The sequence below is a fragment of the Streptomyces glomeratus genome, from assembly GCF_021462825.1.
Taxonomy (GTDB): Bacteria; Actinomycetota; Actinomycetes; order Streptomycetales; family Streptomycetaceae; genus Streptomyces; species Streptomyces glomeratus.
The window spans coordinates 210938-235583 of the sequence record NZ_JAKEEB010000003.1; the positions used below are offsets into that span (position 1 = coordinate 210938).

General features: G+C 71.6%; 25 protein-coding genes. 9 read left to right on the forward strand and 16 right to left on the reverse strand.

The genetic code is table 11. The features are described from left to right. Positions 1-102: 102 nt before the first annotated feature. Positions 103-1104, reverse strand: a complete 1002-nt coding sequence (locus LZ604_RS04735) for a zinc-dependent alcohol dehydrogenase (protein WP_234512848.1) — start codon at positions 1102-1104, stop codon at positions 103-105. Beyond that, complete coding sequence (locus LZ604_RS04740) at positions 1101-2258, reverse strand: mandelate racemase/muconate lactonizing enzyme family protein (RefSeq protein WP_234512850.1); 1158 nt, start codon at positions 2256-2258, stop codon at positions 1101-1103. Before LZ604_RS04740 ends, LZ604_RS04735 begins: the two co-directional genes overlap by 4 nt. Before the next feature lie 198 nt (positions 2259-2456). On the opposite strand from LZ604_RS04740, the gene LZ604_RS04745 reads away from it, so the two are divergent. Further along, a complete protein-coding gene (locus LZ604_RS04745; protein WP_234512852.1) occupies positions 2457-3245 on the forward strand; it encodes an SCO2400 family protein in 789 nt (262 codons plus the stop codon). 52 nt (positions 3246-3297) lie between these two features. Here the strand turns inward: LZ604_RS04745 and LZ604_RS04750 are convergent, their stop codons facing one another. Then, the gene (locus LZ604_RS04750) at positions 3298-3732 is read right to left on the reverse strand and encodes a MarR family winged helix-turn-helix transcriptional regulator (RefSeq protein WP_234512854.1); all 435 of its coding nucleotides are present in this window, start codon (positions 3730-3732) and stop codon (positions 3298-3300) included. Positions 3733-3872: 140 nt separating this feature from the next. Between LZ604_RS04750 and LZ604_RS04755 the strand changes: the two genes are divergently transcribed. Then, positions 3873-4895: an NADP-dependent oxidoreductase gene (locus LZ604_RS04755; RefSeq protein WP_234512856.1), complete on the forward strand. Its 1023-nt coding sequence runs from the start codon at positions 3873-3875 to the stop codon at positions 4893-4895. A gap of 133 nt (positions 4896-5028) precedes the next feature. Next, positions 5029-5841: an EI24 domain-containing protein gene (locus tag LZ604_RS04760; protein WP_234512857.1), complete on the forward strand. Its 813-nt coding sequence runs from the start codon at positions 5029-5031 to the stop codon at positions 5839-5841. Here the strand turns inward: LZ604_RS04760 and LZ604_RS04765 are convergent. Continuing rightward, entirely contained in the window at positions 5828-7138 is a 1311-nt protein-coding gene (locus LZ604_RS04765; protein WP_234512858.1) for a pyroglutamyl-peptidase I, read from the reverse strand. The genes LZ604_RS04760 and LZ604_RS04765 overlap by 14 nt on opposite strands. 241 nt (positions 7139-7379) lie before the next feature. Further along, the gene (locus LZ604_RS04770) at positions 7380-8282 is read right to left on the reverse strand and encodes an SGNH/GDSL hydrolase family protein (RefSeq protein WP_234512859.1); all 903 of its coding nucleotides are present in this window, start codon (positions 8280-8282) and stop codon (positions 7380-7382) included. Between the two features lie 250 nt (positions 8283-8532). Between LZ604_RS04770 and LZ604_RS04775 the strand changes: the two genes are divergently transcribed. Beyond that, positions 8533-9027 (forward strand): DUF3145 domain-containing protein, encoded by a 495-nt coding sequence (locus LZ604_RS04775; RefSeq protein WP_234512860.1) that lies wholly within the window; start codon positions 8533-8535, stop codon positions 9025-9027. Positions 9028-9145: 118 nt separating this feature from the next. On the opposite strand, the gene fabF is transcribed toward LZ604_RS04775, so the two are convergent. The 5 genes from fabF to fasR form a co-directional block, all read right to left on the reverse strand. Further along, entirely contained in the window at positions 9146-10417 is a 1272-nt protein-coding gene (gene fabF, locus LZ604_RS04780; protein ID WP_234512861.1) for a beta-ketoacyl-ACP synthase II, read from the reverse strand. Between the two features lie 121 nt (positions 10418-10538). Further along, positions 10539-10787, reverse strand: coding sequence for an acyl carrier protein (locus LZ604_RS04785; RefSeq protein WP_043440034.1), 249 nt, complete (start codon positions 10785-10787; stop codon positions 10539-10541). Between the two features lie 99 nt (positions 10788-10886). Then, positions 10887-11954 carry a ketoacyl-ACP synthase III gene (locus LZ604_RS04790; RefSeq protein WP_234512862.1) on the reverse strand — a complete coding sequence of 356 codons (1068 nt, stop codon included), beginning with the start codon at positions 11952-11954 and terminating at the stop codon, positions 10887-10889. A 16-nt stretch (positions 11955-11970) separates the two neighbouring features. Further along, positions 11971-12885 (reverse strand): ACP S-malonyltransferase, encoded by a 915-nt coding sequence (locus tag LZ604_RS04795; RefSeq protein ID WP_234512863.1) that lies wholly within the window; start codon positions 12883-12885, stop codon positions 11971-11973. Between the two features lie 89 nt (positions 12886-12974). Beyond that, entirely contained in the window at positions 12975-14180 is a 1206-nt protein-coding gene (gene fasR, locus LZ604_RS04800) for a fatty acid biosynthesis transcriptional regulator FasR (protein ID WP_234512865.1), read from the reverse strand. 85 nt (positions 14181-14265) lie between these two features. Between fasR and LZ604_RS04805 the strand changes: the two genes are divergently transcribed. Beyond that, positions 14266-14922, forward strand: a complete 657-nt coding sequence (locus tag LZ604_RS04805; protein WP_234513103.1) for a pirin family protein — start codon at positions 14266-14268, stop codon at positions 14920-14922. A 643-nt stretch (positions 14923-15565) separates the two neighbouring features. Here the strand turns inward: LZ604_RS04805 and LZ604_RS04810 are convergent. Then, the gene (locus LZ604_RS04810; protein ID WP_234512867.1) at positions 15566-16387 is read right to left on the reverse strand and encodes a serine hydrolase domain-containing protein; all 822 of its coding nucleotides are present in this window, start codon (positions 16385-16387) and stop codon (positions 15566-15568) included. A 19-nt stretch (positions 16388-16406) separates the two neighbouring features. Further along, the gene (locus tag LZ604_RS04815; protein WP_234512868.1) at positions 16407-16877 is read right to left on the reverse strand and encodes a GNAT family N-acetyltransferase; all 471 of its coding nucleotides are present in this window, start codon (positions 16875-16877) and stop codon (positions 16407-16409) included. A gap of 96 nt (positions 16878-16973) precedes the next feature. Between LZ604_RS04815 and LZ604_RS04820 the strand changes: the two genes are divergently transcribed. Together LZ604_RS04820 and LZ604_RS04825 are read left to right on the forward strand one after the other, a co-directional pair. Next, positions 16974-17447, forward strand: a complete 474-nt coding sequence (locus LZ604_RS04820; protein ID WP_234512869.1) for a MerR family transcriptional regulator — start codon at positions 16974-16976, stop codon at positions 17445-17447. Next, entirely contained in the window at positions 17447-18463 is a 1017-nt protein-coding gene (locus tag LZ604_RS04825) for an aldo/keto reductase (RefSeq protein WP_234512870.1), read from the forward strand. The genes LZ604_RS04820 and LZ604_RS04825 overlap by 1 nt, the downstream gene beginning before the upstream one ends. Positions 18464-18481: 18 nt before the next feature. On the opposite strand, the gene LZ604_RS04830 is transcribed toward LZ604_RS04825, so the two are convergent. The 3 genes from LZ604_RS04830 to LZ604_RS04840 form a co-directional block, all read right to left on the reverse strand. Continuing rightward, positions 18482-19333: a DUF4429 domain-containing protein gene (locus LZ604_RS04830; protein WP_234512871.1), complete on the reverse strand. Its 852-nt coding sequence runs from the start codon at positions 19331-19333 to the stop codon at positions 18482-18484. 66 nt (positions 19334-19399) lie between these two features. Beyond that, positions 19400-20617, reverse strand: coding sequence for an alpha/beta hydrolase (locus LZ604_RS04835; RefSeq protein WP_234512872.1), 1218 nt, complete (start codon positions 20615-20617; stop codon positions 19400-19402). A gap of 231 nt (positions 20618-20848) precedes the next feature. Next, positions 20849-21490 (reverse strand): TetR family transcriptional regulator, encoded by a 642-nt coding sequence (locus LZ604_RS04840; protein ID WP_234512873.1) that lies wholly within the window; start codon positions 21488-21490, stop codon positions 20849-20851. 114 nt (positions 21491-21604) lie between these two features. On the opposite strand from LZ604_RS04840, the gene LZ604_RS04845 reads away from it, so the two are divergent. Both LZ604_RS04845 and LZ604_RS04850 read left to right on the forward strand, forming a co-directional pair. Further along, a complete protein-coding gene (locus LZ604_RS04845; protein WP_234512874.1) occupies positions 21605-23233 on the forward strand; it encodes an MFS transporter in 1629 nt (542 codons plus the stop codon). Positions 23234-23467: 234 nt separating this feature from the next. Further along, a complete protein-coding gene (locus tag LZ604_RS04850; protein WP_234512876.1) occupies positions 23468-23776 on the forward strand; it encodes a small hydrophobic protein in 309 nt (102 codons plus the stop codon). Positions 23777-23804: 28 nt separating this feature from the next. On the opposite strand, the gene LZ604_RS04855 is transcribed toward LZ604_RS04850, so the two are convergent. After that, on the reverse strand, positions 23805-24575 hold the full coding sequence (locus LZ604_RS04855) for a potassium channel family protein (RefSeq protein ID WP_234512877.1): 771 nt from the start codon (positions 24573-24575) through the stop codon (positions 23805-23807). Positions 24576-24646: the final 71 nt, after the last annotated feature.

The following is a 24646-nucleotide window of genomic DNA, read 5'->3' on the forward strand; positions in this document are numbered from 1 at the left end:
CGCGCGGGGGAGCACGGGCCACCCACCCATACGGAGACGGATGTGGCGTTGTTCAAATGGTGTGCACAGGGTGTGAGTTCGGCCGGGCAGGTCCGGGAGGCGTCACGGCCGCAGCAGGACCTTGCCGACCTGCGGGTCGCCGGACGCCACCAGCTCGATGGCCTCCGGGAACTCCGCGAGCCGCAGCTCGTGCGTGACCAGCGGCAGCGGATCGAGCAGTCCGGCGCCGAAGACCCGCACCGCGTGCGCCCAGGCGTCCGGCGGCGCCCCGAACACGGTGTGCACCTCCAGCTGCCGTACGACGAGATCGGTGGGGTCCAGTCCCTCGGCACCCGGTGCCGGGATGCCCGTGAGGACCAGGCGTCCGCCGCGCCTGGGCAGACGGGCGGCGGTGAGCGCGGCGGACGCGGACCCGGCGGCCTCGACGACGACTTCGACGCCGTCCGGGAGATCCTGGAGGGTGTGAAAGCCGGTGGCCCCGAAGCTCCGGGCCAGGGCCTCGCGTTCCCGTCCCGTGCCGACCACCAGCAGCTCGGCCGGGGACACGGCCTTGAGGAACTGCACGGCGAACATGCCGAGCGTGCCGGTGCCGACCACCGCGACCCGCTCACCGGGCCGCGCCTTCGCCCTGAGCGCGGCGGCCGCGATGCAGGCGGCGGGTTCCAGGAGCGCGGCGGCGGTGAGATCGGCGCCGTCCGGCAGGACGTGCAGCAGGCGCGCCGGCAGTGTCAGCGTGGTGGCCATCGCGCCGGGACGGGTGAAGCCGGTCTCCTCGTACCCCGCGGTACACAGCGTCGTCTCGCCCGCGTGACAGCGGTCACAGACCTGACAGTTGCGGAAGCCCTCCCCGACCACCTTGCGGCCGACCAGCGAGCCGGGAACTCCGGCGCCGGCCGCCTCGACCGTTCCGGACCACTCGTGGCCCGGAATAAGGGGATACCGCACGTATCCCTCGGGCCGGTTGCCCTGGTACACCTCGCGGTCGCTGCCGCAGATGCCGACGGCGTGCACCCTGACCAGGGCCTCGCCGGGAGCGGGGGCGACGGGCTCGTGGGCGGCCAGACGGTGCGTCCCCGGTGCCTCGACGACGACCGCGGTGCTCACTTCCTCCCCTTCGGCCTGCGCTGCTCCCAGCCGTCGGCCCACAGGTCGAAGCGGGCCTGCTGCTGCGGGAACTCGGCCGCCGCGTCGGTGTCCAGCTCGACCCCGAGGCCGGGGGCGTCGGAGAGGCGGAAGTAGCCGTCGACGACCTCCGGAGCGCCCTTGACCACCTTCTTGATCTCCGCGTCGGCGAAGTCGTTGAAGTGCTCCAGGATCTTGAAGTTCGGCGTGGTGAAGCCGACCTGGAGACAGGCCGCGGTGAGCACGGAGCCGCCCACGTTGTGCGGGGCGACCAGCAGGTAGTGGGTCTCGGCGGTGGCGGCCAGCTTCCGGGTCTCCCAGATGCCGCCGATGTGGCCGACGTCGGGCTGGAGGATGTCGGCGGCCTGGTTCTCGAACAGCTCCCGGAACTCGATCCGGTCGTGGATGCGCTCACCGGTGGCGACCGGCAGGTCCACTTTCTCGGCGACCTTCTTCAGTGCCTTGAGGTTCTCCGGCGGGACCGGTTCCTCCAGCCAGGCCGGCTGGAAGGGCGCCATCTCGCGGGCCAGCCGGACGGCGGTGGCGGGGGAGAAGCGCCCGTGCATCTCCAGCATCAGCTCGGTGCCGGGCCCGATCGCGTCCCGTACCGCCTCGATGAGGGAGACCGAGTAGAGGGTCTGCTCGTGGTCCAGCTCGAAGTGCCCGGTGCCGAAGGGGTCGATTTTCAGCGCCTTGTAGCCGCGGGCGACGACCTCCGCGGCGGCCTCGTGGTACGCCTCCGGGGTCCGCTCGGTGGTGTACCAGCCGTTGGCGTAGGCCTTGACCCCGTCGGTGACCTTGCCGCCGAGCAGCTGCCAGACGGGAACGCCGAGGGCCTTGCCCTTGATGTCCCAGCAGGCCATCTCGACGACCGCGATGCCGGACATGACGATCTCACCCGCACGGCCGTAGTCGCCGTACTTCATCCGGCGGACGAGATCCTCCACCGCGAACGGGTCCGAACCGAGGATGTGGTTTGTCTCCGCCTCCCGCAGATAGCCGATCAGCGCGTCGGTGTGGCCCAGCATCCGGGTCTCGCCGACCCCGGTGACGCCCTCGTCGGTGTGCACCTGGACGTATGTCAGGTTGCGCCATGGCGTCCCGACCACGTGGGTGCCGATTCCGGTGATGCGCACGGCGGTTGCCTCCAGCTGTTCGAAATGTCGAGGTATGTCCGAATTGTTGGCATGGCAGTGAGGAGGGGGGTGTGGGGGTGCCCGGGTCGAACCGGTAACGGCTTCGGCAGGGAAGTCGAGAGTTTTTTCGGTCTCCCACAGAACTTTCACAGTGGGGCCTAGGAACGTGACCGGTGCGGAATCTAGTCTTCCCGCGTCATGGACTACTGCCACCCGTGCCGAAGGCACCTGAACGGCGCCCTTGCCTGCCCGGGGTGCGGCACACCGGTCGAGGAACTACGCGCGTACGCCGACGAGGACGACGCCCGTCCGTTCGGCGACGCCTTCGGCCGCGACGGGGGCGAAGCAGCCCCCGACGGCGCGGACGGGTCCGGCGAGTCGGCGGCGTCCTCCGAGGACCGTGCCGCACGGCCCGGACGGGCGCAGAACCGCCGACGCGCCCAGGGACGCGGTGTGTCCGCAGACCGTGACGGCGGCAGCGGGACCCGGGCCGGCCGCCGTGACCGCAAGGCCGCCGCGCATCGCAGGCGCCGACGGCGGGTCCTGTTCGTGGGTGCCGGGCTGCTGCTGGCGGCGGGCGGGCTGAGCCTGGCCGAACTCGGTGTCGAGGCACCGGGAAGCACCCCGAAGACCGCGACCGCGGGGGACGAGACCGCTGACGGCGCGACCGCCGAAGGGGAGACGACCGGGCCGTCCGGCGGTACGGGAGGCCAGGGCACCGGGGGTGCGGCGCCGTCGGTCTCCGCCTCCGCCTCCGCATCGCCGTCCGCGTCCGCGACGGACAAGAAGTCCGACAAGGACAAGCAGGACGCGGTCACTCCGTCGGCGACCCCGACCGGGCGCCCGGACCGCCCGGCACCTCGCCCCACGGTGACGGCGACCAAGGCCCCGAGCGCGACTCCGTCGACGCAACCGGCACCGGCGAGCCCACGCCCCGAACCCTCGCCGACGAAGACATGCAACCGGTTCCTGTGGTGGTGCACGTAGCGCCTGCCGCGGCGCGCCCGGCGCCCCCGTCCGCCCTCGCGGTACGCGCCCGCTAGGCCTTCAGCATCCGGCGCAGCAGATCCCGCAGGGCCAGCTGCTCTTCGTGCGACAGTCCCGCCAGGGGTTCGCGTGCGAAGTCGAGGGAGTCCCGCAGGCTGTGGGCCAGCCGGCGGCCCTCGTCCGTCGCCGCGGCGACCTTCACCCGGCGGTCCGCCGGGTCCGGGCGGCGCTCGACCAGTCCCCGCACCTCCAGCCGGTCCACGATGCCGGTGACATTGGACGGCTCGCACTTCAGCTTCTGCGCCAGCCGCCGCATCGGCAGCGGCTCCAGCGACAGCAGGCTCAGCAGCCGCGCCTGCGCCCCGGTCAGCGCGTGCGCGCCCGCCGCCTCCTCGTACTCCTCGTGGTAGCGGGCGACGACCGATCCGATGAGTTCCACGACCTCCAGCGTCAGGGGGTCCATGCGGGGTGTCTTCTGCTCGGCCATGGCGTCCAGGGTACCGCTTTACTTGACAACCTGAAATATTGAGGAGCATCTTTGTTTCAGGTACTGAAGTATTGGTACCGGAGCCTTCGGTACCCGGATCGACCGAGCCGCAGCACACAGCACCCGAGGAAAGGCCCCCCATGTCCGACACCCCCGCCCTCCCCGCCGTCAGCCGCGAGTGGCACCTGCTCAGCCGCCCGGTCGGCTGGCCCAAGCCCGAGGACTTCGCCCTGGTCGAGGCGGAGGTACCACAGCCGGGCGAGGGCCAGGTGCTCGTGCGGAACGAGTACGTCTCCGTCGACCCGTACATGCGCGGCAGGATGAGCGCCGCCAAGTCGTACGCCGCCCCCTACGAGCTGAACCAGCCCATGCTGGGCGGCGCGGTCGGCGAGGTCGTCGCCTCCAACGCCGAGGGCATCGAGCCCGGCGACCACATCCTGCACTTCTTCGGCTGGCGCGAGTACGCGGTCGTGGACGCCGAGAACGCCGTCAAGGTGGACCCGGAGGCCGCGCCGCTGTCGACGTACCTCGGCGTCCTCGGCATGACCGGCCTCACGGCCTACGCCGGCCTGCTGCGCACCGCCGCCTTCAAGGAGGGCGACTCCGTCTTCGTGTCCGGTGCCGCGGGCGCCGTGGGCAGCCAGGTCGGGCAGATCGCGAAGCTGAAGGGTGCCTCCCGCGTCATCGGCTCCGCCGGCTCGGACGAGAAGGTCAAGCTGCTGCTCGAGGAGTACGGCTTCGACGCGGCCTTCAACTACAAGAGCGGGCCCGTGAGCGAGCAGCTGCGTCAGGCCGCCCCGGACGGCATCGACGTCTACTTCGACAACGTCGGCGGCGACCACCTCGAGGCCGCCATCGGTTCCCTGAACCGGGACGGCCGCATCGCGGTCTGCGGCATGATCTCGGTCTACAACAACACCGAGCCCGCCCCCGGCCCGAGGAACCTCGCCCGGCTCATCCAGACACGCGGCCGCATCGAGGGTTTCCTCGTCGGCGACCACTACGACCTCCAGCCGCAGTTCGTCCAGGAGGTCGGCCCCTGGGTCCGCTCCGGCGAGCTGAAGTACCGCGAGACCGTCGTCGAGGGCATCGAGAACAACCTGGAGGCGTTCTTCGGAGTCCTCCGCGGCGACAACATCGGAAAGATGATCGTCAAGCTCTGACGGGGCCCGTGACGTGCGCCGACCAGGGTCGTTGCGTACGACGAAGGCCGCGCCCCTGGACGTGGGGCGTGGCCTTCGCCCCTGCCCGGCCACGGGGTCTGGCGGCTCACCACCGACTCGGTAAAGTTCCCCCATGCGCGATCTTGGGGTGGGATTCGGCCGTCTGCTCGAGGGCCAGCGGTGGATGGCCCGGCACGACAGGCAGTACGGCTTCGGCCTGCTGCCCGGGCTGATAACCCTCGTGCTCTACGGGGCCGCGCTCACCGCCCTGGCCATCTGGGGCGACGACGCCGTCACCTGGGCCACCCCGTTCGCCGACGACTGGCCGAGCCCCTGGCTCGGCCTGTTCCGGGGCCTCCTCACCGTCGTCCTGTTCGCCCTCGCCCTCCTCCTCGCCGTCCTCACCTTCACCGCCGTCACCCTCCTCGTCGGCCAGCCCTTCTACGAGAGCCTCTCGGAGAGGGTCGACCGTGACGTCTCCCCGGACGGCACCGCCCCGCAGTCGGGCCTGCCCCTCCACCGCGAGCTGTGGATCTCGGCCCGCGACAGCCTCCGCATCCTCGTCCGCGCCGCGCTCTGGGGCGTCCTGCTCTTCGCCCTCGGCTTCCTCCCGGTCGTCGGACAGACCGTCGTCCCGGTGATCGGCTTCTTCGTCACCGGCTTCTTCCTCACCGAGGAACTCACCGCCGTCGCCCTCCAGCGCCGAGGCGTCGAACTCCGCGACCGCCTCACCCTGCTGCGCTCCCGCAAGCTGCTCGTATGGGGCTTCGGCACGCCCCTCGGACTCGCCTTCCTGGTGCCCTTCGTCGCCGTCTTCCTGATGCCGGGCGCGGTCGCGGGCGCCACGCTGCTCGCCCGCGACCTGCTGGGGGAGGAGACGGCCGAGGCCCGGGACGCCGACGAGACCGCCGACGGCGACGAGGACGAGCCGGTCAGCGGCTCCTGACCCCGGCACCGAACGTCGCGTTCGCCGCCGCCGTCACGATCGCCCGCACCTGCGCGACGATGTCCAGCCGGTTCCGCACGAACGCCGGGTCGGTGACCGCTCCGGTCGCCGGATCCGTGTTCCCCGCTCCGAACTCGAGGACCGGCGTGTGGACGTGCCCGCCCGGCAGCCGGTCGTGCAGCCCGAGCCGGTCCCGCAGCAGCGTCGCCCGGTACGCGATCTCGTTGGAGAGATAGTTGCCGCCGCCCCCGGCCCGTGCCGTCGACCCGAAGGTCGGGCCGTCCGGCCGTACGACGGGATCGCCGCCCCCCGCCGGAATCTCGGTGACCTCCGTGTGGTCGAAGACGGGGAAGCGCCCGGTGTCCGCGGACGTGATCGCGCGGTACGGGAGGGTCGTCGACGTCCACTGCGGCTGGGTGGCCGGATCGGGGACCGGGATCGTCTCCGTCCGGCCGATCCCGTCGTTGTCCGGGAACCCGCCCCGCCAGGCCCCGTTGGTCCGCTCGATGTCGAAGCGGCCGATGCGCCCCTGGCTCACGGTCGTGAAGAGGTCCACGCGCGGCAGATGCCGCCGCAGGGTGCGCTCCACGGTCCCGTCGGCGAAGTCCTGCCAGCGCACCGGGAAGACGACGGCCTCGATGCGCGCCGGGCCGCCCGCCGTCTGGATCGTGGTGCCGTCGAGCGCGAGCGCGGTGGCCCCGGACGGGTTGGAGATACGGATGTCCCGGTCCAGCGTGAACGGGTCGAAGCCGGTGACCAGGATCCGCTTCACGGCCCTGCCGAGCGGAAAGCGGACGGAGTCCTGCCCGCGAGAGGAGACCTCCAACTCCGACAGCAACCGGGCCCGTTGCTCATCCGACAGCCCGAACTCCGGCTCCCAGGACCGCACTTCCCGGGTCATTCCCAGCCGGGCCCAGTACAGCGGCCGGTCGTCGTCGGGGCTGAGGCCCGCCCCTCCGCCACCACCTTCGCAGGGAAGCGCCTCGCGCCTTTCGCATGCGGTTGGGCCCCGCCCCTGCGCCCGCTCCACGGCCCGCCGCCACAGCAGGGACCCCTGGCGGACGACCGCGCGTTCGGCCTGCGCGTACGAGTGGGCCTCCGCGAGCGCCCGCGCCAACCGCGGTGCCATCGAGTCGAAGCCGGAGCGCCTGAGGATCTCCTGGGGAACGGCCCGGTCGAGACGCTGCTCCTCGACGGTCGCCGAGGGGGCGCTGTCCGCCGTCGCCGTGCCGGGGGCCGCGAACCCCGCGAGCAGGGCCAGTGAGAGGATGCCGATCCGAACGCGTATGGAATGCACGGAGGGTTGTCCTTCCGTCGCCGTGGGTGCATGCTGCCGGACGCCCCGTAGTATCGCGTGACCGACGTGACACGGGCCACGGTGCCCGGCCCCGGTTGTGAAGGGTTCGTACGAGGTTGCGGCCGGACGCCCGATCGCCGACCGCCAGGTCACCACGGCGATTAACGTCTCACCCGGGACAGGTCTCCCCACGAGCAGCCCCGGTCCGGGTCCTGACCCCTGGACCGGGGCTTGTGACCCCCTAGGCCACGGGGTTCTTCGCGGTGACGGTGCGATAGGCGATCTCGGCGAGACGGGCCTGACCGTCCCGGCTCGGATGGAACCAGTCCCAGTGACTCAACTGTCCCGTCCCGAAGCGGTAGTCGAAGACCGCGTTGCCGTCGAAGCGGCACCGGCGGTCCTTGGCGCACACCTCCCTCAGGACCCGGTTGTACGCCTCCACACGCTTCTGCACCGCGTCGCGCCGCTTGGCCGCCCGGGCGTCCAGCGCGTCCGCGTCGCCCAGCATCGACGGGCAGATGCCCAGCTTCCACACCTGCTTGCCCAGCTGGCTGGTGCGGCCCTGCGACCACAGCCGCTTCAGGTTCGGCACGCTGGACACATACACCTGCGTCTTCGGCAGCGCCGCGCGCAGGCTGTCCATCGCCTCCTGGAACTGTTCGCGGAAACCGGCGACCGGGGTCATCGCGGAGACGGTGGAGCGGCAGGCGTCGTTGGCGCCCACCATCACCGTCACCAGCTCCGGCTTCCGCGGCACGGCCTGCGCGATCTGTCCGGGCAGGTCCGCCATCCGGGCCCCGGTCACCGCGTAGTTCCAGCTGTGCCGGGCGGCCCCGGTCACCCCGAGCAGCCGTACGGCGAGACTGTCCACAACGGTGTCGCTGCCTGTCGCCCACGACGCCTGGGGACAGTCGGACAGCACGGTGCAGGCGTCGAAGCCGCGGGTGATGGAGTCGCCCACGGCGGCGATCGAGCCGGGCGAGCGGTCCCAGGCCGGAGTGGGCCGCGGGGACGGATGCGCCTGTGCGGTGCTCTCCCGGCGAACGGCCCCGTCCCCGCCGGAGGTGTCACAGCCGGCGAGCCCCAGGACGGCCGCCGCCGCGATCGCGACGACAGCCCGAGAGTGACGCCCCGCTTTCCGCATCCCCTGGTCCCCTCGTTCGTCATGACACGGCGGTCGGTCCGTGCACGGTTCATCCGCAGTCGTTCGGCAGCGCTTCGAACACGCTGGGTCAGCCCCGCGTCCCCTTGGGTGAAACCTCGGGGTTCGGGAGTACCGGGACCGACGGTACGTCACACTCCTTGCCCCGTCGCACGGTAGCCTCGCCCCGTGGCCGCCCTGCCACACCCGATCCGTAAAGTTACAAGATGTCGCGGTCTGCCCGGAGGTTCAGGTGACGACACGTGGAGTCCTGTACGTGCACTCCGCGCCACGCGCACTGTGCCCGCATGTCGAGTGGGCAGTCGCGGGCGTGCTGGGCACGCGCGTCAACCTCGACTGGATCCGGCAGCCCGCCGCGCCCGGCACCTGGCGATCCGAGTTCTCCTGGCAGGGGGAGGACGGGACCGCCTCCAAACTCGCCTCCGCACTGCGCGGCTGGCACCTGCTGCGCTTCGAGGTGACCGCGGAACCCTGCCCGACAGCCGAGGGCGAGCGCTACAGCTGCACCCCCGACCTCGGGATCTTCCACGCGGTCACCGGCATTCACGGCGACATCCTGATCCCCGAGGACCGGCTGCGGGCCGCCCTGGTGCGCTCCCAGCGCGGCGAGAGCGAGCTGGAGGCCGAACTCGCCAAGCTGCTCGGCAAGCCGTGGGACGACGAACTGGAACCGTTCCGCTACGCGGGCGAGGGCGCACCGGTCCGGTGGCTGCACCAGGTCGTGTGACCGGCCTTCACCCTCCACGGTTCCGTCCCGTCCGTGTCCCGCCCGTCCCCCGTTCGTACGAAAGGGCCCCCACCGAGTTGGCGGGGGCCCTTCACATGGGCGACGGGGGCGACCCGGATCACACCGTGCGGAACGCCAGGACCACGTTGTGGCCGCCGAACCCGAACGAGTCGTTCAGCGCGGCGATGCGGCCCTCGACCGGCAGCTTGCGGGCCTCGCCGCGGACCACGTCCGCGTTGGCCTCGGCCTCCGGGTCGATGTTCTCGACGTTGATCGTCGGCGGGGCGACACGGTGGTACAGCGCGAGGACGGTCGCCACCGACTCCACACCGCCCGCGCCGCCGAGCAGATGACCGGTCATCGACTTGGTCGCGGAGACCGCCATGTGGTCGGCGTCGTCGCCGAAGACCTTGCGCAGCGCCTTCAGCTCGGCGATGTCACCGGCCGGGGTGGAGGTGGCGTGCGCGTTCACGTGCACGATCTCCGCCGGGTCCAGGTCGCTGTGGTCCAGCAGGCTCTGCAGGGCGTGCGAGATGCCGCGGCCCTCGGGCTCCGGCTGCACGATGTCGTGGGCGTCGGCGGAGATGCCCTGGCCGACCGCCTCGGCGTAGACGCGGGCGCCGCGCTTGGCGGCGTGCTCGGCCGACTCCAGGACCAGGACGCCCGCGCCCTCGCCGAGGACGAAGCCGTCACGGGCGACGTCGTAGGGACGCGAGGCGCCCTGCGGGTCGTCGTTGTTCTTGGACATCGCCATCATGTTGCCGAACGCGGCGATCGGCAGCGGGTGGATGGCCGCCTCCGTGCCACCGGCGACGACGACGTCGGCGCGGCCGGTGCGGATCATCTCGATGGCATAGCCGATGGCCTCGGCGCCCGACGCGCAGGCGGAGACCGGGGTGTGCACACCGGCGCGGGCGCCGACGAGCAGGCCCACGTTGGCGGACGGGCCGTTCGGCATCAGCATCGGCACCGTGTGCGGGGAGACACGGCGGACGCCCTTCTCCTTGAGCACGTCGTACTGGTCGAGCAGGGTCGTCACACCGCCGATGCCGGAGGCGATGACCGCGCCGAGACGGTCGGGGTCGACATCCGCACCCTCGCCCGCCTTGTCGGTGAAGCCCGCGTCCGCCCAGGCCTCCTTGGCCGCGATCAGCGCGAACTGCGCGGAGCGGTCCAGGCGGCGGGCCTGGGGCCGCGGGATGACCTCCGTCGGCTCAACGGCGATCTGCGCGGCGATGCGGACCGCCTGCTCGGCGGCCCAGTCCTGCTCGAGGGGACGGACACCGGACTTGCCGGCGATCAGGCCTTCCCAGGTAGAGGCCGCGTCGCCACCCAGCGGTGTGGTTGCGCCGATACCGGTGACGACCACGGTGCGATTGGTCGAGCTCACGGGAATTCTTTCTCCAACGGATACGAGGATTAAGCGGCGCCACCGCCGGGTGGCGGGGCAACGGCCCGGATCACCGGGCCGCCGGCCCGGCACTGGGCTGTCTGGCCAGGTGATCGGTCGATCAGGCCTGGTGCTTGAGGATGTACTCGGCAGCGTCGCCGACGGTCTTGAGGTTCTTCACGTCGTCGTCCGGGATCTTGACGTCGAAGCGCTCCTCGGCGGCGACGACGACCTCGACCATGGACAGCGAGTCGACGTCCAGGTCGTCGGTGAAGGACTTGTCCAGCTGGACGTCCTCGGTGGGGATCCCGGCGATCTCGTTCACGATCTCGGCGAGACCGGCGACGATCTCTTCCTGAGTGGCGGCCATGTCAGGCGCTCCTTCGTAGATATCCGTCAGGGTGTGGCGCCCGCCGCGTCAGCGGCAGGTGTTTGCAGGTCCCGTGCCGGATGATCCGGCACGGAGTGCCTAGGGGAGGGTAACGACCGTCGCGGCGTACACGAGACCCGCCCCGAATCCGATGACGAGCGCGGTGTCGCCGCTCTTCGCCTCGCCGGTCGCCAGGAGCCGCTCCATCGCGAGCGGGATCGAGGCGGCCGAGGTGTTGCCGGTGGTGCGCACGTCACGCGCGACCGTCACGTGCTCCGGCAGCTTGAGAGTCTTCACCATCGAGTCGATGATCCGCACATTGGCCTGGTGCGGGATGAAGACGTCCAGGTCGTCCGCGGTGATTCCGGCCGCGTCCAGCGCCTGCTGGGCGACCTTCGCCATCTCGAACACGGCCCAGCGGAACACCGCCTGGCCCTCCTGCGTGATCGCGGGGAACTTGACGTTGCCCTCGCTGTCCACCGGGAGCTCGGAGGCGTCGCCCGTGGGGGCGCTCCCGCTCGGACGAAGCCGGGAGTGGGGGAGGAACTCGTTCCACGGCACGGTCTGCTTGATGGTCTCGGACTTGTCGCCCTCCGAGCCCCACACGGTCGGGCCGATGTGCGGCTCCTCGGAGGGGCCGACGACGACCGCGCCCGCACCGTCGCCGAACAGGAAGGCGGTGGCCCGGTCCTCCAGGTCCGTCAGGTCGGACAGCCGCTCCACGCCGATGACGAGGACGTACTCGGCGGACCCCTCGACGATCATGCCCTTGGCGAGCGTGAGGCCGTAGCCGAAGCCCGCGCAGCCGGCCGAGATGTCGAAGGCGGCCGCCTTGTCCGTGCCGAGCTTGTCGGCGATCTCGGTGGCGACGGCCGGGGTCTGGCTGAAGTGCGAGACGGTGGAGACGACGACCGCGCCGATCCGCTCGGCGGTGATCCCGGCGTCGGCGATCGCCTTGCCCGCCGCCTCGATCGACATCGCGGCGACGGTCTCCTCGTCGTTCGCCCAGTGCCGGGTCTCGATGCCGGAGCGGGAGCGGATCCACTCGTCGGACGAGTCGATCTTCTCCAGGATCACCTCGTTGGGAACGACCCGGACCGGACGGTAGCCGCCGACCCCGAGAATGCGCGCGTACGGAGCACCCTTGCGTGCCTTGATCTTCGACATGCTCTCGGGCTCCTAATCAGGCGCTGTGCTCGGCGACGAGGGCACGAGCGGCGTCGAGGTCGTCGGGGGTCTTCAGGGCCAGGGTCCGGACATCCGGCAGGGCGCGCTTGGCGATGCCCGTGAGGGTGCCGCCGGGGCACACCTCGATCAGCGCCGTGACGCCCAGCTTCTCGAAGGTCTCCATGCACAGGTCCCAGCGGACCGGGTTGGCGACCTGGCCGATCAGCCGCTGAAGGACCTCGGAACCGGTGGCGACGGCCTGACCGTCCTTGTTCGAGACATAGGTGACCCGGGGGTCGGCGGGCGTCAGCGCCTCGGCGGCCTCCGCGAGGCGGTCGACCGCGGGCGCCATGTGGTGGGTGTGGAACGCGCCCGCCACCTTCAGCGGGACCACACGGCGCACGCCCTCGGGCTTGTCCTCCGCCAGGGCGGCCAGCTGCTCCAGGGTGCCGGCGGCGACGATCTGTCCCGCGCCGTTCACATTCGCCGGGGTCAGACCCAGCTTCTCCAGGTGCGGGAGCGTCGTCGAGGGCTCGCCGCCGAGCAGAGCCGACATGCCCGTGGGGGTGATGGCGGCGGCCTCGGCCATGGCCAGGCCCCGCTTGCGGACGAGCGTCAGCGCGGCCGTGTCGTCGAGGACGCCCGCGAAGCCGGCCGCGGTGATCTCACCGACGCTGTGCCCGGCGACGGCGCCGGGCGTGATGTCACCCAGTGCCGCGGCGGACAGCAGGCCCGCGGCGACCAGCAGCGGCTGGGCGACGGCGGTGTCGCGGATGGCGTCGGCGTCGCCCTGGGTGCCGTAGTGGGCGAGGTCGAGCCCGATGGCCTCCGACCATGCCGCGACGCGGTCGGCGGCGCCGGGAAGGTCGAGCCAGGGAGTCAAAAAGCCGGGCGTCTGGGCGCCCTGGCCGGGAGCGACGAGTACGAGCACTCTCACACTCTCTCTTGGGGACGGCCGGGGCCGCCCGTGAGGACAAGGACGAAGAACAGCAGGGGGTTTTGTGGGCCCCCGACAAAAGGCTATGTCTGGGGATCTGCCTCGGCCAGACGCCCAAGGATCAGCGCGATCCGCAACGTGAACGCGGAGCGTACATCAGAAGGCGACCATCCGGTGACGTCAGTCACACGTCGGAGCCGGTAGCGCACGGTGTTCGGGTGAACGAAAAGCATGCGGGCAGCACCTTCCAGACTGGACGCCTGCTCCAGATACACGCTGAGGGTCTCCAGGAGCGCGGATCCCGCCTCCTCGAGTGGTCTGTAGATCTCCTCCACCAGTTGCTCGCGTGCGCTCGGATCACCGGCGATCGCGCGCTCCGGCAGCAGATCGTCGGCCAGCACCGGGCGCGGTGCGTCCTGCCAGGCGGAACACGCTTTCAGGCCCGCCGCCGCGGCCTGCGCGGACCGGGTCGCGGCCAGCAGGTCGGGCACGATCGGCCCGGCGACGACGGGTCCGGCGGCGAACGGGCCGATGAGCGACTTGGCGACGGCGAGCGGATTGTCGTTGCCGCCCGCGACGACGACGAGCCGGTCGCCGAGCACGCCCGTGAGCACCTGGAGCTTGGCGTGCCGGGCGGCCCGCCGGATGGCCTCGACCGTCAGCTCGCTGTCACCGTCGGGGGCCGTGCCGAGCACCACGCACACATGCTCGGGAGAGTTCCAGCCGAGCGCGGCGGCCCGGCTGACGGCCCCCTCGTCGGCCTCCCCGCTGAGCACGGCGTTGACCACGAGTGACTCCAGGCGTGCGTCCCAGGCGCCACGTGCCTCGGCGGCCTGGGCGTAGACCTGGGCGGTGGCGAAGGCGATCTCCCGGGCGTAGACGAGGAGCGCCTCGCGCAGCACGGACTCGTCGCCGGGAGCGGCCACCTCGTCGATGGCGGACTCCATGACCTCGATGGTCGTCCGCACCATCTCCACGGTCTGCCGCAGGGTGATGGCCCGGGTCAGCTCGCGCGGCGCGGTTCCGAAGACGTCCGTGGAGATGGCCTGAGGGGCGTCCGGGTGCCGGAACCACTCGGTGAACGCGGCGATACCCGCCTGGGCCACCAGGCCGATCCAGGAGCGGTTCTCCGGTGGCATCGCCCGGTACCACGGGAGCGTCTCGTCCATGCGCGCGATGGCCTGCGCGGCGAGACTTCCGGACGATTTCTCCAGCCGCTTCAGGGTCGCGGCGTGCGGATGGACGGAGTGCGCTGCGGGCTCGGGGTGGATGGCTTGGGGTTCGGGCACGGGGACAAGACTGCCTTATCGGGACGGGGGCGTGGGGCGGCGGGTCCCGGAGCGCGGGAGGAGCGGGGCTACGGTGGTGGCTGTGATGGACGTTCGGCGCGCCGGTGAGCGCTACCTCGGAGGGGACCGGGCCGCCGGGATCGAGTCCCTGCACGCCTTCAGCTTCGGCCCACACTACGACCCGGACAACCTCCGGTTCGGCGCCGTGATCGCGTGCAACGAGGAGCGGCTGGCCCCGGGCGCCGGCTTCGACGAGCACCCGCACAGCCACACGGAGATCGTCACATGGGTGGTGGAGGGGGAGCTGACCCACCGCGACTCGACGGGCCATGCGACGGTGATCCGCCCCGGCGACGTGCAGCGGCTGAGTGCGGCGGGCGGTGTCCGTCACGTGGAGCGCAACGATGCCGGCGTCCCCCTGGCCTTCGTGCAGATGTGGCTGGCCCCCCGGGAGCCGGGCGGCGACCCCGCCTACGAGGTGGTCCGCGGCATCGCGGACTCCACGCCGTACGCGGTCCCCGAGGCGGGCGCGATGCTCCATGTCCGCCGGCTGGCGGCGGGGGAGCGCACCGCGGTACCGGACGCGGCGTATGCGTATGTGCACGTCGTACGCGGCGCCGTACGGCTGGGCGGTCAGGAACTCGGCCCGGGGGACTCGGCCCGGATCACGGACGCGAAGGACCTGGAGGCGGTGGGGGCGTCGACGGGGGCGGAGTTGCTGGTGTGGGAGATGGCGGGATGACTGCGGGGGAGCCGGGTCGCCCCGGATGACCGCGGGGGAGCCGGGTCGCCCCGGATGACCGCGTCGGAAGCCGGGCGGCTCGGGGGATGAGCCGGGGGTCCCGGGAGGCCGGGCGACCGGTCCGCGGAGCCCGGGCGGCAACGGGGCGGAGGGGCCTGGCGGCTGCGGGTTGAAGGGCCCGGGGCCCACGGGGCGAAGGGCCCTGGGGTCCACGGGGTGGAGGTCGTCTGGCGGCTGCGGGACAGAGGGGCCTGGCGGCTTTGGGGCGAAGGGGCCTGGCGGCTGCGGGGCGAAGGGCCCCGTGGGTCACGGTGCGAGGGGCCTCGGCCGCTGCGGGGTGGAGGGCCTTGGGGTCACCGGGGCGAAGGTGCCTGGCGGCTGCGGGGTGGAGGGGCCTGGCGGCTGTGGGGTGGAGGGGCTGGCGGCTGCGGGGCGAGGGGCCCCGGGGGCCACGGCGCGAGGGGCCTGGCGGCTGTGGGGTGGAGGGGTCTGGCGGCTTTGGGGCGAAGGGCCCCGTGGGTCACGGTGCGAGGGGCCCCGGCCGCTGCGGGGTGGAGGGGCCTGGCGGCTGTGGGGTGGAGGGGCTGGCGGCTGCGGGGCGAGGGGCCCCGGGGGCCACGGCGCAAGGGGCCCCCGGCGGCCCTCAGCCCCGTACCTCCGTCAGCACCGCGTCCGTGAACGGCGTCCACGCCTCGATGGCCCACGGCCCGAACGCCCGGTCCGTCAGTGCGACGCACGCCACGCCCGCTGCGGGGTCGATCCACAGGAACGTGCCCGACTGCCCGAAGTGGCCGAAGGTCCTGGGCGAGGAGGAAGTCCCCGTCCAGTGCGGCGACTTGGAGTCGCGGATCTCGAAGCCGAGGCCCCAGTCGTTGGGGTTCTGGTGCCCGTACCCCGGCAGGACGCCCTTGGTTCCCGGGTACTGCACGGTCATCGCCTCGGCGACCGTGCGGGGGTCGAGCAGGCGGGGCGCCTGGACCTCGGCGGCGAAGCGCACGAGGTCGGAGACCGTCGAGACGCCGTCCTTGGCGGGGGAGCCGTCCAGGCTCGTCGAGGCCATGCCCAGCGGCTGGAGGACCGCCTGCCGGGCGTACTCGGCGAAGGGGATGTCCGTCGCCTTCGCCACATGGTCGCCCAGCACCTCGAACCCGGCGTTCGAGTACAGCCGCCGCTCCCCGGGCGCGGAGGTGACCCGGTGCTCGTCGAACGCCAGCCCGGAGGTGTGGGCGAGGAGGTGACGCACCGTGGAGCCGGGCGGCCCGGCGGGCTCGTCCAGTTCGACGGCCCCCTCCTCGTACGCGACGAGCACCGCGTACGCGGCGAGCGGCTTGGTGACCGAGGCCAGCCGGAAGCGGTGGCCGACCGGTCCGTGCGTGCCGAGCACGGTGCCGTCCGCGCGGACGACCGCCGCGGCGGCGGTGGGGACGGGCCAGTTCTCGATCAGCACCAGGCTCTGCAGGGACATGCACACGAGCCTATGCGGCTCACAGGTCCAGCCGCATCGAGGGGTCCGGCTTGCGGACGAAGCCCAGCGACGCGTACAACGGCTCGGCCTGGGCGGACGCGTTCAGATCGACCTGCCGGACGTCCTGCTCGCGGAACCAGTCCAGCAGCGTCTCCATACAGGCGCGGGCGTGGCCCCGGCGGCGTGCGTCCGGATCGGTGGCGACGCTGAACACATGGCCCACCCGGCCGTGCGGATTGCCCGCCCGGCCGATCCGGTACTCGACCGTGCCCACCGCGAGTGCGGCGAGTGCCCCCGGCCGCCCGGGATGGTCGGTCACGAACGCGACGAAACCGCCGTCCGCGTCGGCCAGGCGGCGGCGCAGGGTCGGCAGGGATTCCGCGTGCCACCGTGAGGAGGAACCGGCCTCGAAGAGGGAGTCCAGCATGATCTGACGCAGTCGCAGCATTTCTTCGGCATCCTCGGGCCCGGCCCGGCGTACGAGACTCATGGCGCGCACGCTAGTCACGCAGGCCCACCCGGGTCTCCGTAATTTCCCCTGATTCCGCTTGCTTGGAGTGCACTCCAGCGTTCTAGCGTGGAGGTCATGACGGTGATGGAGACCTTGGCCGAGGCGGCCGAAAACGGGACCGACGTCTGCTCCGTACCGCCCGAGCGGCACCCCCGTCCCGACGGACAGGACAGCTACACGATCAGCGAGGTCGTCGCCTTCACCGGGCTCACAGCGCACACCCTGCGCTGGTACGAGCGGATCGGGCTGATGCCCCACATCGACCGCTCCCACACCGGACAGCGCCGCTACTGCAACGCCGACCTCGACTGGCTCGACCTGGTCGGCAAGCTCAGGCTCACCGGGATGCCCGTCGCCGACATGGTGCGCTACGCCGAACTGGTGCGCGCCGGAGACCACACCTACGCCGAGCGCTACGACCTCCTGGAGGCGACCCGCCGGGACGTGCTGGCCCGGATCGCGGAGCTCAAGGACACGCTCGCGGTGCTCAACCGCAAGATCGATTTCTACGCGGACGCCGGGCGCGCCCCGGCGTCGGAGAGGCGCTGATGACCGACAGCAGGATCGCGAGGGTGCGACTCGGTGACGACGGCCCCGAGGTGGGCGTGCAGGGTCTCGGCTGCATGGGGATGAGCTGGGCGTACGGCCCCCCGGACGCCGAGGAGGCGCGCGCCACCCTGGAGCGGGCGCTGGAGCTGGGTGTCACGCTCTACGACACCGCGGACGCCTACGGTGCGGGGGAGAACGAGAGGTTTCTGTCGCCGTTCTTCAAGGCGCATCGGGACGAGGTCGTCATCGCGACCAAGTTCGCGATCTCGGCCCCGCCGGACGACCCCATGAAGCGGGTCATCCGCAACGATCCGCCCTACATCCGCAGTTGCGTCGAGGCGAGTCTGAAGCGCCTGGACGTCGACGTGATCGACCTCTACTACATGCACCGCCGTGATGTGAACGTGCCGATCGAGGAGACCGTCGGCGCCATGGCGGAGCTGGTGCGCGAGGGCAAGGTGAGGCATCTCGGGCTGAGCGAGGTCACGGCCGGTGAGCTGCGCGCGGCCCGGGCCGTTCACCCGATCGCCGCCGTGCAGTCGGAGTGGTCCCTGTTCAGCCGGGACATCGAGGCGAACGTGGTGCCGGCCGCCAAGGAGCTGGGCGTGGCCCTGGTGCCGTACTCGCCGCTGGGCCGCGGCTTCCTCACCGGCTCCTTCTCCAACGCCGACACGGACCTCACGGACCAGGACTTCCGCCGTACGATGCCGCGCTTCACCGGCGAGAACGCGGCCGCCAACCAGAGGCTCCTGGACCCGATCCGCACGGTCGCCGGGGCGCACGGTGTCTCTCTCGCCCAGATCGCGCTGTCCTGGGTGCAGCAGCAGGCCGCGGTGCACGGCTTCCCGGTGGTCCCGATCCCGGGCACGACCAGGCGCTCGCGCGTCGAGGAGAACGTGGCGGCGACCCGGATCGTGCTGACGGAGGAGGAACTGGCGCTCCTGGAACCGATCGTGGCCAAGGTGGCGGGCGACCGCTACCCCGACATGACGTTCGCGTCGGCGGGCCGGGAGTAGGGATGTGCCCGGCGGACGCTAAAGCTCCGCCAGCAGCTCCGCCTTCTTCGTGGAGAACTCCTCGTCCGTGACGAGTCCCGCCTTGTGCAGCTCTCCGAGGTGCCGGATCCGCTCGGCGATGTCCGCGGGGTCCCGGCGCGCTGCGGGCACCGCGGCCGGGGAGGGTCCCGCGGCTCGCACAGCGGACAGCACCGCCGCGGCGAACGGCAGCGACTCGTGCACCGGGCCGTACCCGAGGCCGAAGACGACGGCGGCCGGGTCCTGGTCCGGCTGCGCCGGCTGCCCGGCATCCGCGTCCCGTCGCAGCAGGCGCAGATGACCCTCCAGGGCCTCGGGTGAGCGCCACTCGACCCCGCTGAGGCCGGTGACCGGGAAACTCTGGTCGCCGGCCTTCCACTTGGCGGAGGACGCGCCCGTCCACGACCAGCGGAAGGACACCGTACGGCCGTCGAAGGACGCCTTGCCGTCGTATGCCTTGAACTGCAGCGGCGCCTGGGGCGGCGCCACCAGGAACCGGTCGGCCGGGGTGCCGTCGTCCGTGATCAGGACCCGCAGCTCGTCGGCGTAGTACTCGGCGAGGGTGTGCCGGTCGGCGGGCAGGACCAGCCGGTAGGGGTCCGAGTTCTCCTTGAGCTGTCCGGCCGCCGCCTCGATCAGCGGATCGGCGCCGGGCCGCGGCACCGCGCGCAGGACCACGGTTCCGCGCTTGCCCTGAGTCAGCGTCAGCCCCGCGATCGCCTCCAGGGGGACTCGGCGTTCGCCGAGCGCCTGGAACAGCTTCGGGGTACGTATCCCCCGTTCGAAGCGGATGAGCACGGAGTCGGACTCGAACTCCCAGACGGCATGAAATCCGGCCAGTACGTCACCCATGCGGCTCATCGTATGCGGCACGCGCTCCTCCGTCGCCTCCCCGGGCAGACCGCGAATCCTGTTTTTCTACGCGCGTCCGGCCGTCATCGTGCCGGACAAACCCGCCCGGCACATGTCGGTGTCGTGGGCGCACCGGACCGTGTCGTACGCGCCGACGCCGATCTCGGCGAAGTTGCGAAGGCTGTCCGTGCCCGGCTCGAAATAGCCTGCGTGTCCCTTCGCTCCCTGCGCGGACAGGACCCGTGCCCCGAAGCCTCGGGAGACCGGGTCGGCACCGTGACCGAGACCACCGACCTCCAGATACGGCACGTCCTGGATCCAGTCGTCGGCGTCCCGCATCGCCCATACCCGGGCCGTGGTGCGCAGCCCGGCGGCCGTCCCGGAGCGCATGCCGGGGCTGCCCGCCACGGCGATGTCGGACACCCGTGACGGCAGGGCGTGCGCCGCCACCCCGCACACCACCGAGCCGTAGCTGTGGCAGTACAGCTGCACGGGCGCGCGGCCGGGCAGGGCGCGGAGGAGGGCGTCGAGCCGTACGGCGCCTTCCTCGGCGCGCATCGCGGTCGCCGCCTCCATGCCGAGGCCGTCGGGCGAGGTGTAGTCGGCCCAGGCGATGACGGCCGTACGGGTCGAAGGGCTCGCCGCGCGCTCCGCCGCGTACAGCGACGTGGCCATGCCGACCGGCGCCGAGTACATACGGTAGGTGCGCTGGAAGGTGAGCAGGTCGGTGTCGACACCGGGGACGACGACCGAGACGCGCCGGGCGGCGTCCAGATCGCCGAGGACCTCGGCGATCCGCCCCGAACCCTCCGGGTCGAAGGCGAGGATCTGCCGGCCCCCGGCCATCAGCGCCTCGAAGCGGTGCATGAGGCGGCCCGCCTCCCGCTGCCCGACCGGCGACAGCCGGTCGTCGTGCATCCGGGCGCGTTCGACCTTGCGCTGCTGGTCCAGGGCGATGCGGTTGGCCTCGTAGCGCAGCCGCACCGGCGCCCCGTTCATGTTGCCGACCGCGAGCGGGTAGCGGTGGGCGAGCCGGGAACGCTGGTCGGCGCCGAGCGAGCCGAAGAAGCGGGCCAGCAGTGCGGGGGAGGCTTCGGGGTCCGGCAGCTCGTGTCCGGCGATCCGGCCGTGCTTCCACGCGGCGCGCGAGGCATCCAGGGGCGTGGCGCCGGGGCGGCTGTGCACGGCGGTCCAGCCGGTCGTCGCGAGCATCACGAAGACCACGGCCAGCGCGAGCAGCGCGCGCCAGACGTTGAGTTGCGGGGAGGTGTCGAAGGAAGTCACTGGAAGGACACACTAGGAGAACGAGAGTGTCTCGCGTTAACCGAGTGACGCGTCTCACGTTTCACGCCCATCAATTCGGGCAAATCGGGCGCAGGTTAGGTCGGCCGTCACGCTGTGTCGATGAGACGCGCGCCACGTGGTGCGACCTGTCACGGCGCGTTCACTCCATCGGGCGCCGCATTCCGCCGATCTGACGGGAATTCACTTGACGCGTACGGGATCAGTGCGGAGTCAGCCCGCGCGCCACCGCTCCGCCAGTGCCGGGCCCACGGCATCGAGATGCCGGGCGGTCAGCTCACGGATCGCGGCCACGCTGATGTCCTGGCCCGCGCACCACAGCCGTTCCGTGACGCGCATCACCCCGCCGAACACGGCCACCGCGACGCGCGGGCGCGGATCCGCGTCGACGTCGAGGCCCTCGCGCTCGGCGATGATGTGGGCGATCTCCTCCTCCAACTCCGCCGAGCGGCGCAGATGGGTGGCGAACAGGGCCGGTGTCGACTCGATCAACCGGTAGGTCCGCAGGTGGAGTTCGGTAGGGATGATCTCCTCGACTGCCCGGCCGATGCCGTCCCAGCCCTGCAGCACCGCCTGCCGCAGCGCCTCGAGGGGTGCCTCGTGGGACGGCCGCGCACGCACGGCGTCGACGAAGTGCGACTCCGCCAGGGACTGGACGAAGAAGACCACGTCCTCCTTGCCGGCGAAGTAGCGGAAGAAGGTGCGCTGCGAGACGTCCGCGGCCTCGGCGATCTCGTCCACGGTCGTGGCCTCGTAGCCCCCGGTGGTGAACAACTCCAGGGCGGCCCGCAGCAGGGCGTCCCGGGTGCGCTGCTTCTTGCGCTCGCGCAGTCCCGGCCGCGACGCCGTGTCCAATGGGTCCTCTTTCCGCTCATCCGCCCGGTCCGGGCTGTCGGTTACATGGCGTGACAGTTACCGACTTGTGAATTGGTTTGTCAACTGTCAGCGGCTGTCACTAGCCTCGAAAACATGACTAGTCAGACCACCGTCGACGCGACGGAACCGGGGGACAGGACATCCGGTTCGTCGGCAGCACCGCCGGATCAGGCGCCGGGCCGCGGGCTGCGCGGACATCCGTGGTTCACCCTTGTCTCGGTCGCCATCGGCGTGATGATGGTCGCCCTGGACGGCACCATCGTGGCCATCGCCAACCCGGCCATCGCCAAGGACCTCGGCGCCAGCTTCGCCGACGTCCAGTGGATCACCAACGCCTACTTCCTCGCCCTCGCGGTCACCCTGATCACCGCGGGCAAGCTCGGCGACCGCTTCGGCCACCGGCAGACGTTCCTGATCGGCGTGGTCGGCTTCGCCGCCGCCTCCGGGGCGATCGGCCTGTCCGACAGCATCGCCCTCGTCGTGACCTTCCGCGTCTTCCAGGGGCTGTTCGGCGCGCTGCTGATGCCGGCCGCGCTCGGCCTGCTGCGGGCCACCTTCCCGGCCGAGAAGCTGAACATGGCGATCGGCATCTGGGGCATGGTCATCGGCGCCTCCACCGCGGGCGGCCCGATCCTCGGCGGCCTGCTCGTCCAGCATGTCAGCTGGCAGTCCGTCTTCTTCATCAACGTGCCGGTCGGTGCGCTCGCCCTCGTCCTCGGCCTGCTGATCCTCAGGGACCACCGGGCCGACAACGCGCCGCGCTCCTTCGACCTGCTCGGCATCGCGCTGCTGTCGGGCGCCATGTTCTGTTTGGTCTGGGCGCTCATCAAGGCACCGACCTGGGGCTGGGGCGACGGCAGGACCTGGCTGTTCATCGGCGCGTCCGTGCTGGGCTTCGCCCTCTTCTCCTTCTGGGAGACGAGGGTGAGGGAACCGCTGATCCCGCTCGCGCTGTTCCGCTCGCTGCCGCTGTCGGCGGGCGTCGTCCTGATGGTCCTCATGGCGATCGCCTTCATGGGCGGTCTGTTCTTCGTCACGTTCTACCTCCAGAACGTGCACGGCATGAGCCCGGTCGACGCGGGCCTGCACCTGCTGCCCCTGACCGGCATGATGATCGTCGGCTCCCCGCTCGCGGGCGCCCTGATCACCAAGGCCGGACCGCGCATCCCGCTCGCCGGAGGCATGCTCCTGACCGCGGTCGCCATGTTCGGCATGTCGAAGCTTCAGGCGGGCACCGGCAGCGGCGTCATGTCCATCTGGTTCGCGCTGCTGGGCCTAGGCCTCGCCCCCGTGATGGTCGGCGCCACCGAGGTGATCGTGGGCAACGCGCCGATGGAGCTGTCCGGTGTGGCCGGCGGTCTCCAGCAGGCCGCGATGCAGATCGGCGGCAGCCTCGGCACGGCCGTCCTGGGCGCCGTGATGGCGTCCCGCGTGGACAGCGACCTCCCGGGCAACTGGGCCGCGGCCAAGCTGCCACCGCTCACCCCCGCCCAGCTGGACCAGGTCTCCCAGGTGGTCCAGCAGGGCGTCGCACCGGTACCGAAGGGCACTCCGGCCCCGATCGCCGCGAAGATCGCGAGTGTCGCGCACGACACGTTCATCTCCGGCATGAGCCTGGCCTGTCTGGTCGCCGCGGGTGTCGCCGCCGTCGCGGTGCTGGTCGCGCTGCTCACCAAGCGGGGCGAGAACGCGGAGGCGGGAGCGGGGGCCGCACACATCTGACGCCGCACCGGCCGAGTTCGCCTATCCGGGTGAACGCGCTAAAGATCCCTCCCGCCCGGCACGCGCCGCAGGTCACAGTGGGTCACGTCCTCCGTACGACAGGGCCGTACGACCGGAGGACGGCCGGACTGCGGCGCGCTGCCGGAGGGGGGCAGCGCGCAGGCAGGTCTGAACGGGGGAACGGGGGGTACCCGCATCATCGAGCCCGAAGCGACCACTAGGTTCCGGGAGTTGATGATGGCGAACTTCGGACACAGCACGCGCAGGTACCCCCGCTCACGGAGCCGGATGGGGCTTCGGACCGGGCCGGATCGCGCGACGCTCGGGATCGTCGGAGTCATCTGTGCGGTCGCGGGATTCTTCGTCCTCGGCATCATCCTGGGACCGGTCGCGGTCCTCTGCGGCTGGCTCGCCATGGGCCGCAGCTGGACGGGCAGCCGGCCGGTACCGGCCCTGGTCGCCCTGGTCCTGGGCGCGATCGACACGCTCCTGGCGATCATCTGGCTGGCCGGACTGGCAGCCCCCGGGAACGGACTGCTCTGACCCGCGGGGAGTGTGGACGGGCCCTCGGTTAAGGCCTGGGGCCCGCTTCCTCATGAGCGTGCGGGTGCGGCACGGACGCTCCCGACAACGCGGCGACCTCGGCCCTCAGGGCCCGTACCTCCGCCGTCAGCGCCTCGATCGCCGCCGTCTGCCGCCGCTCCTCCACGTCGTCCTTCTCGAAGCGTGCGATGAACCATGCGGCGATATTGGCGGTCACCACGCCGAGCAGGGCTATACCGGACAGCATCAGCCCCACCGCGAGCATCCGTCCGAGCCCCGTGGTGGGTGCGTGGTCCCCGTACCCCACGGTCGTCATCGTCGTGAACGACCACCACACCGCGTCGCCCAGCGTCCGGATGTTCCCGTTCGGCGAGTCGCGCTCCACCGACAGCACGGCCAGCGATCCGAACATCAGCAGCCCGATCACCGCCCCGGCGACGTACGTCGTCAGCCGGATCTGCGAGGCCATCCGAGCCCGCCGGCCCACGAGTATGAGCGTGGCCACCATCCGCAGCAGCCGCAGCGGCTGGAGGATCGGCAGGACCACCGCGCACAGATCGAGCCAGTGGGTGCGGACGAACTCCCGGCGCCGCCCGCTGAGCGCGAGCCGCATCAGATAGTCGGTGGCGAACGCGGCCCACACCACCCACTCCACCACCGTGCACCCGGTCGTCAGCGCGGGACTCGCGCCACTGTCCACGATCGGCACGGCATAGGCGACGGCGAAGGCCACGGCGAGCGCCAGCAAGGGCCGCTGGGTGTGCCTCTCCCAGCGGGCCTGCGCCGATTGCTGCTTCATGTCCGCATCGTAAGGAACGAGCAGGGGCGGCGGGGGAACGAGCAGGGGCGGCGAGGACGCTCGTCCCCGCC

Coding starts and splice junctions, on each gene's coding strand:
- LZ604_RS04745 (WP_234512852.1), top strand. CDS start 2,457: ATGGACTACTGCCACCCGTGCCGAAGGCACCTGAACGGCGCCCTTGCC.
- LZ604_RS04750 (WP_234512854.1), bottom strand. CDS start 3,732: ATGGCCGAGCAGAAGACACCCCGCATGGACCCCCTGACGCTGGAGGTC.
- LZ604_RS04755 (WP_234512856.1), top strand. CDS start 3,873: ATGTCCGACACCCCCGCCCTCCCCGCCGTCAGCCGCGAGTGGCACCTG.
- LZ604_RS04760 (WP_234512857.1), top strand. CDS start 5,029: ATGCGCGATCTTGGGGTGGGATTCGGCCGTCTGCTCGAGGGCCAGCGG.
- LZ604_RS04770 (WP_234512859.1), bottom strand. CDS start 8,282: ATGCGGAAAGCGGGGCGTCACTCTCGGGCTGTCGTCGCGATCGCGGCG.
- LZ604_RS04785 (WP_043440034.1), bottom strand. CDS start 10,787: ATGGCCGCCACTCAGGAAGAGATCGTCGCCGGTCTCGCCGAGATCGTG.
- LZ604_RS04790 (WP_234512862.1), bottom strand. CDS start 11,954: ATGTCGAAGATCAAGGCACGCAAGGGTGCTCCGTACGCGCGCATTCTC.
- LZ604_RS04805 (WP_234513103.1), top strand. CDS start 14,266: ATGGACGTTCGGCGCGCCGGTGAGCGCTACCTCGGAGGGGACCGGGCC.
- LZ604_RS04810 (WP_234512867.1), bottom strand. CDS start 16,387: ATGTCCCTGCAGAGCCTGGTGCTGATCGAGAACTGGCCCGTCCCCACC.
- LZ604_RS04815 (WP_234512868.1), bottom strand. CDS start 16,877: ATGAGTCTCGTACGCCGGGCCGGGCCCGAGGATGCCGAAGAAATGCTG.
- LZ604_RS04820 (WP_234512869.1), top strand. CDS start 16,974: ATGACGGTGATGGAGACCTTGGCCGAGGCGGCCGAAAACGGGACCGAC.
- LZ604_RS04825 (WP_234512870.1), top strand. CDS start 17,447: ATGACCGACAGCAGGATCGCGAGGGTGCGACTCGGTGACGACGGCCCC.
- LZ604_RS04830 (WP_234512871.1), bottom strand. CDS start 19,333: ATGGGTGACGTACTGGCCGGATTTCATGCCGTCTGGGAGTTCGAGTCC.
- LZ604_RS04845 (WP_234512874.1), top strand. CDS start 21,605: ATGACTAGTCAGACCACCGTCGACGCGACGGAACCGGGGGACAGGACA.
- LZ604_RS04850 (WP_234512876.1), top strand. CDS start 23,468: ATGATGGCGAACTTCGGACACAGCACGCGCAGGTACCCCCGCTCACGG.
- LZ604_RS04855 (WP_234512877.1), bottom strand. CDS start 24,575: ATGAAGCAGCAATCGGCGCAGGCCCGCTGGGAGAGGCACACCCAGCGG.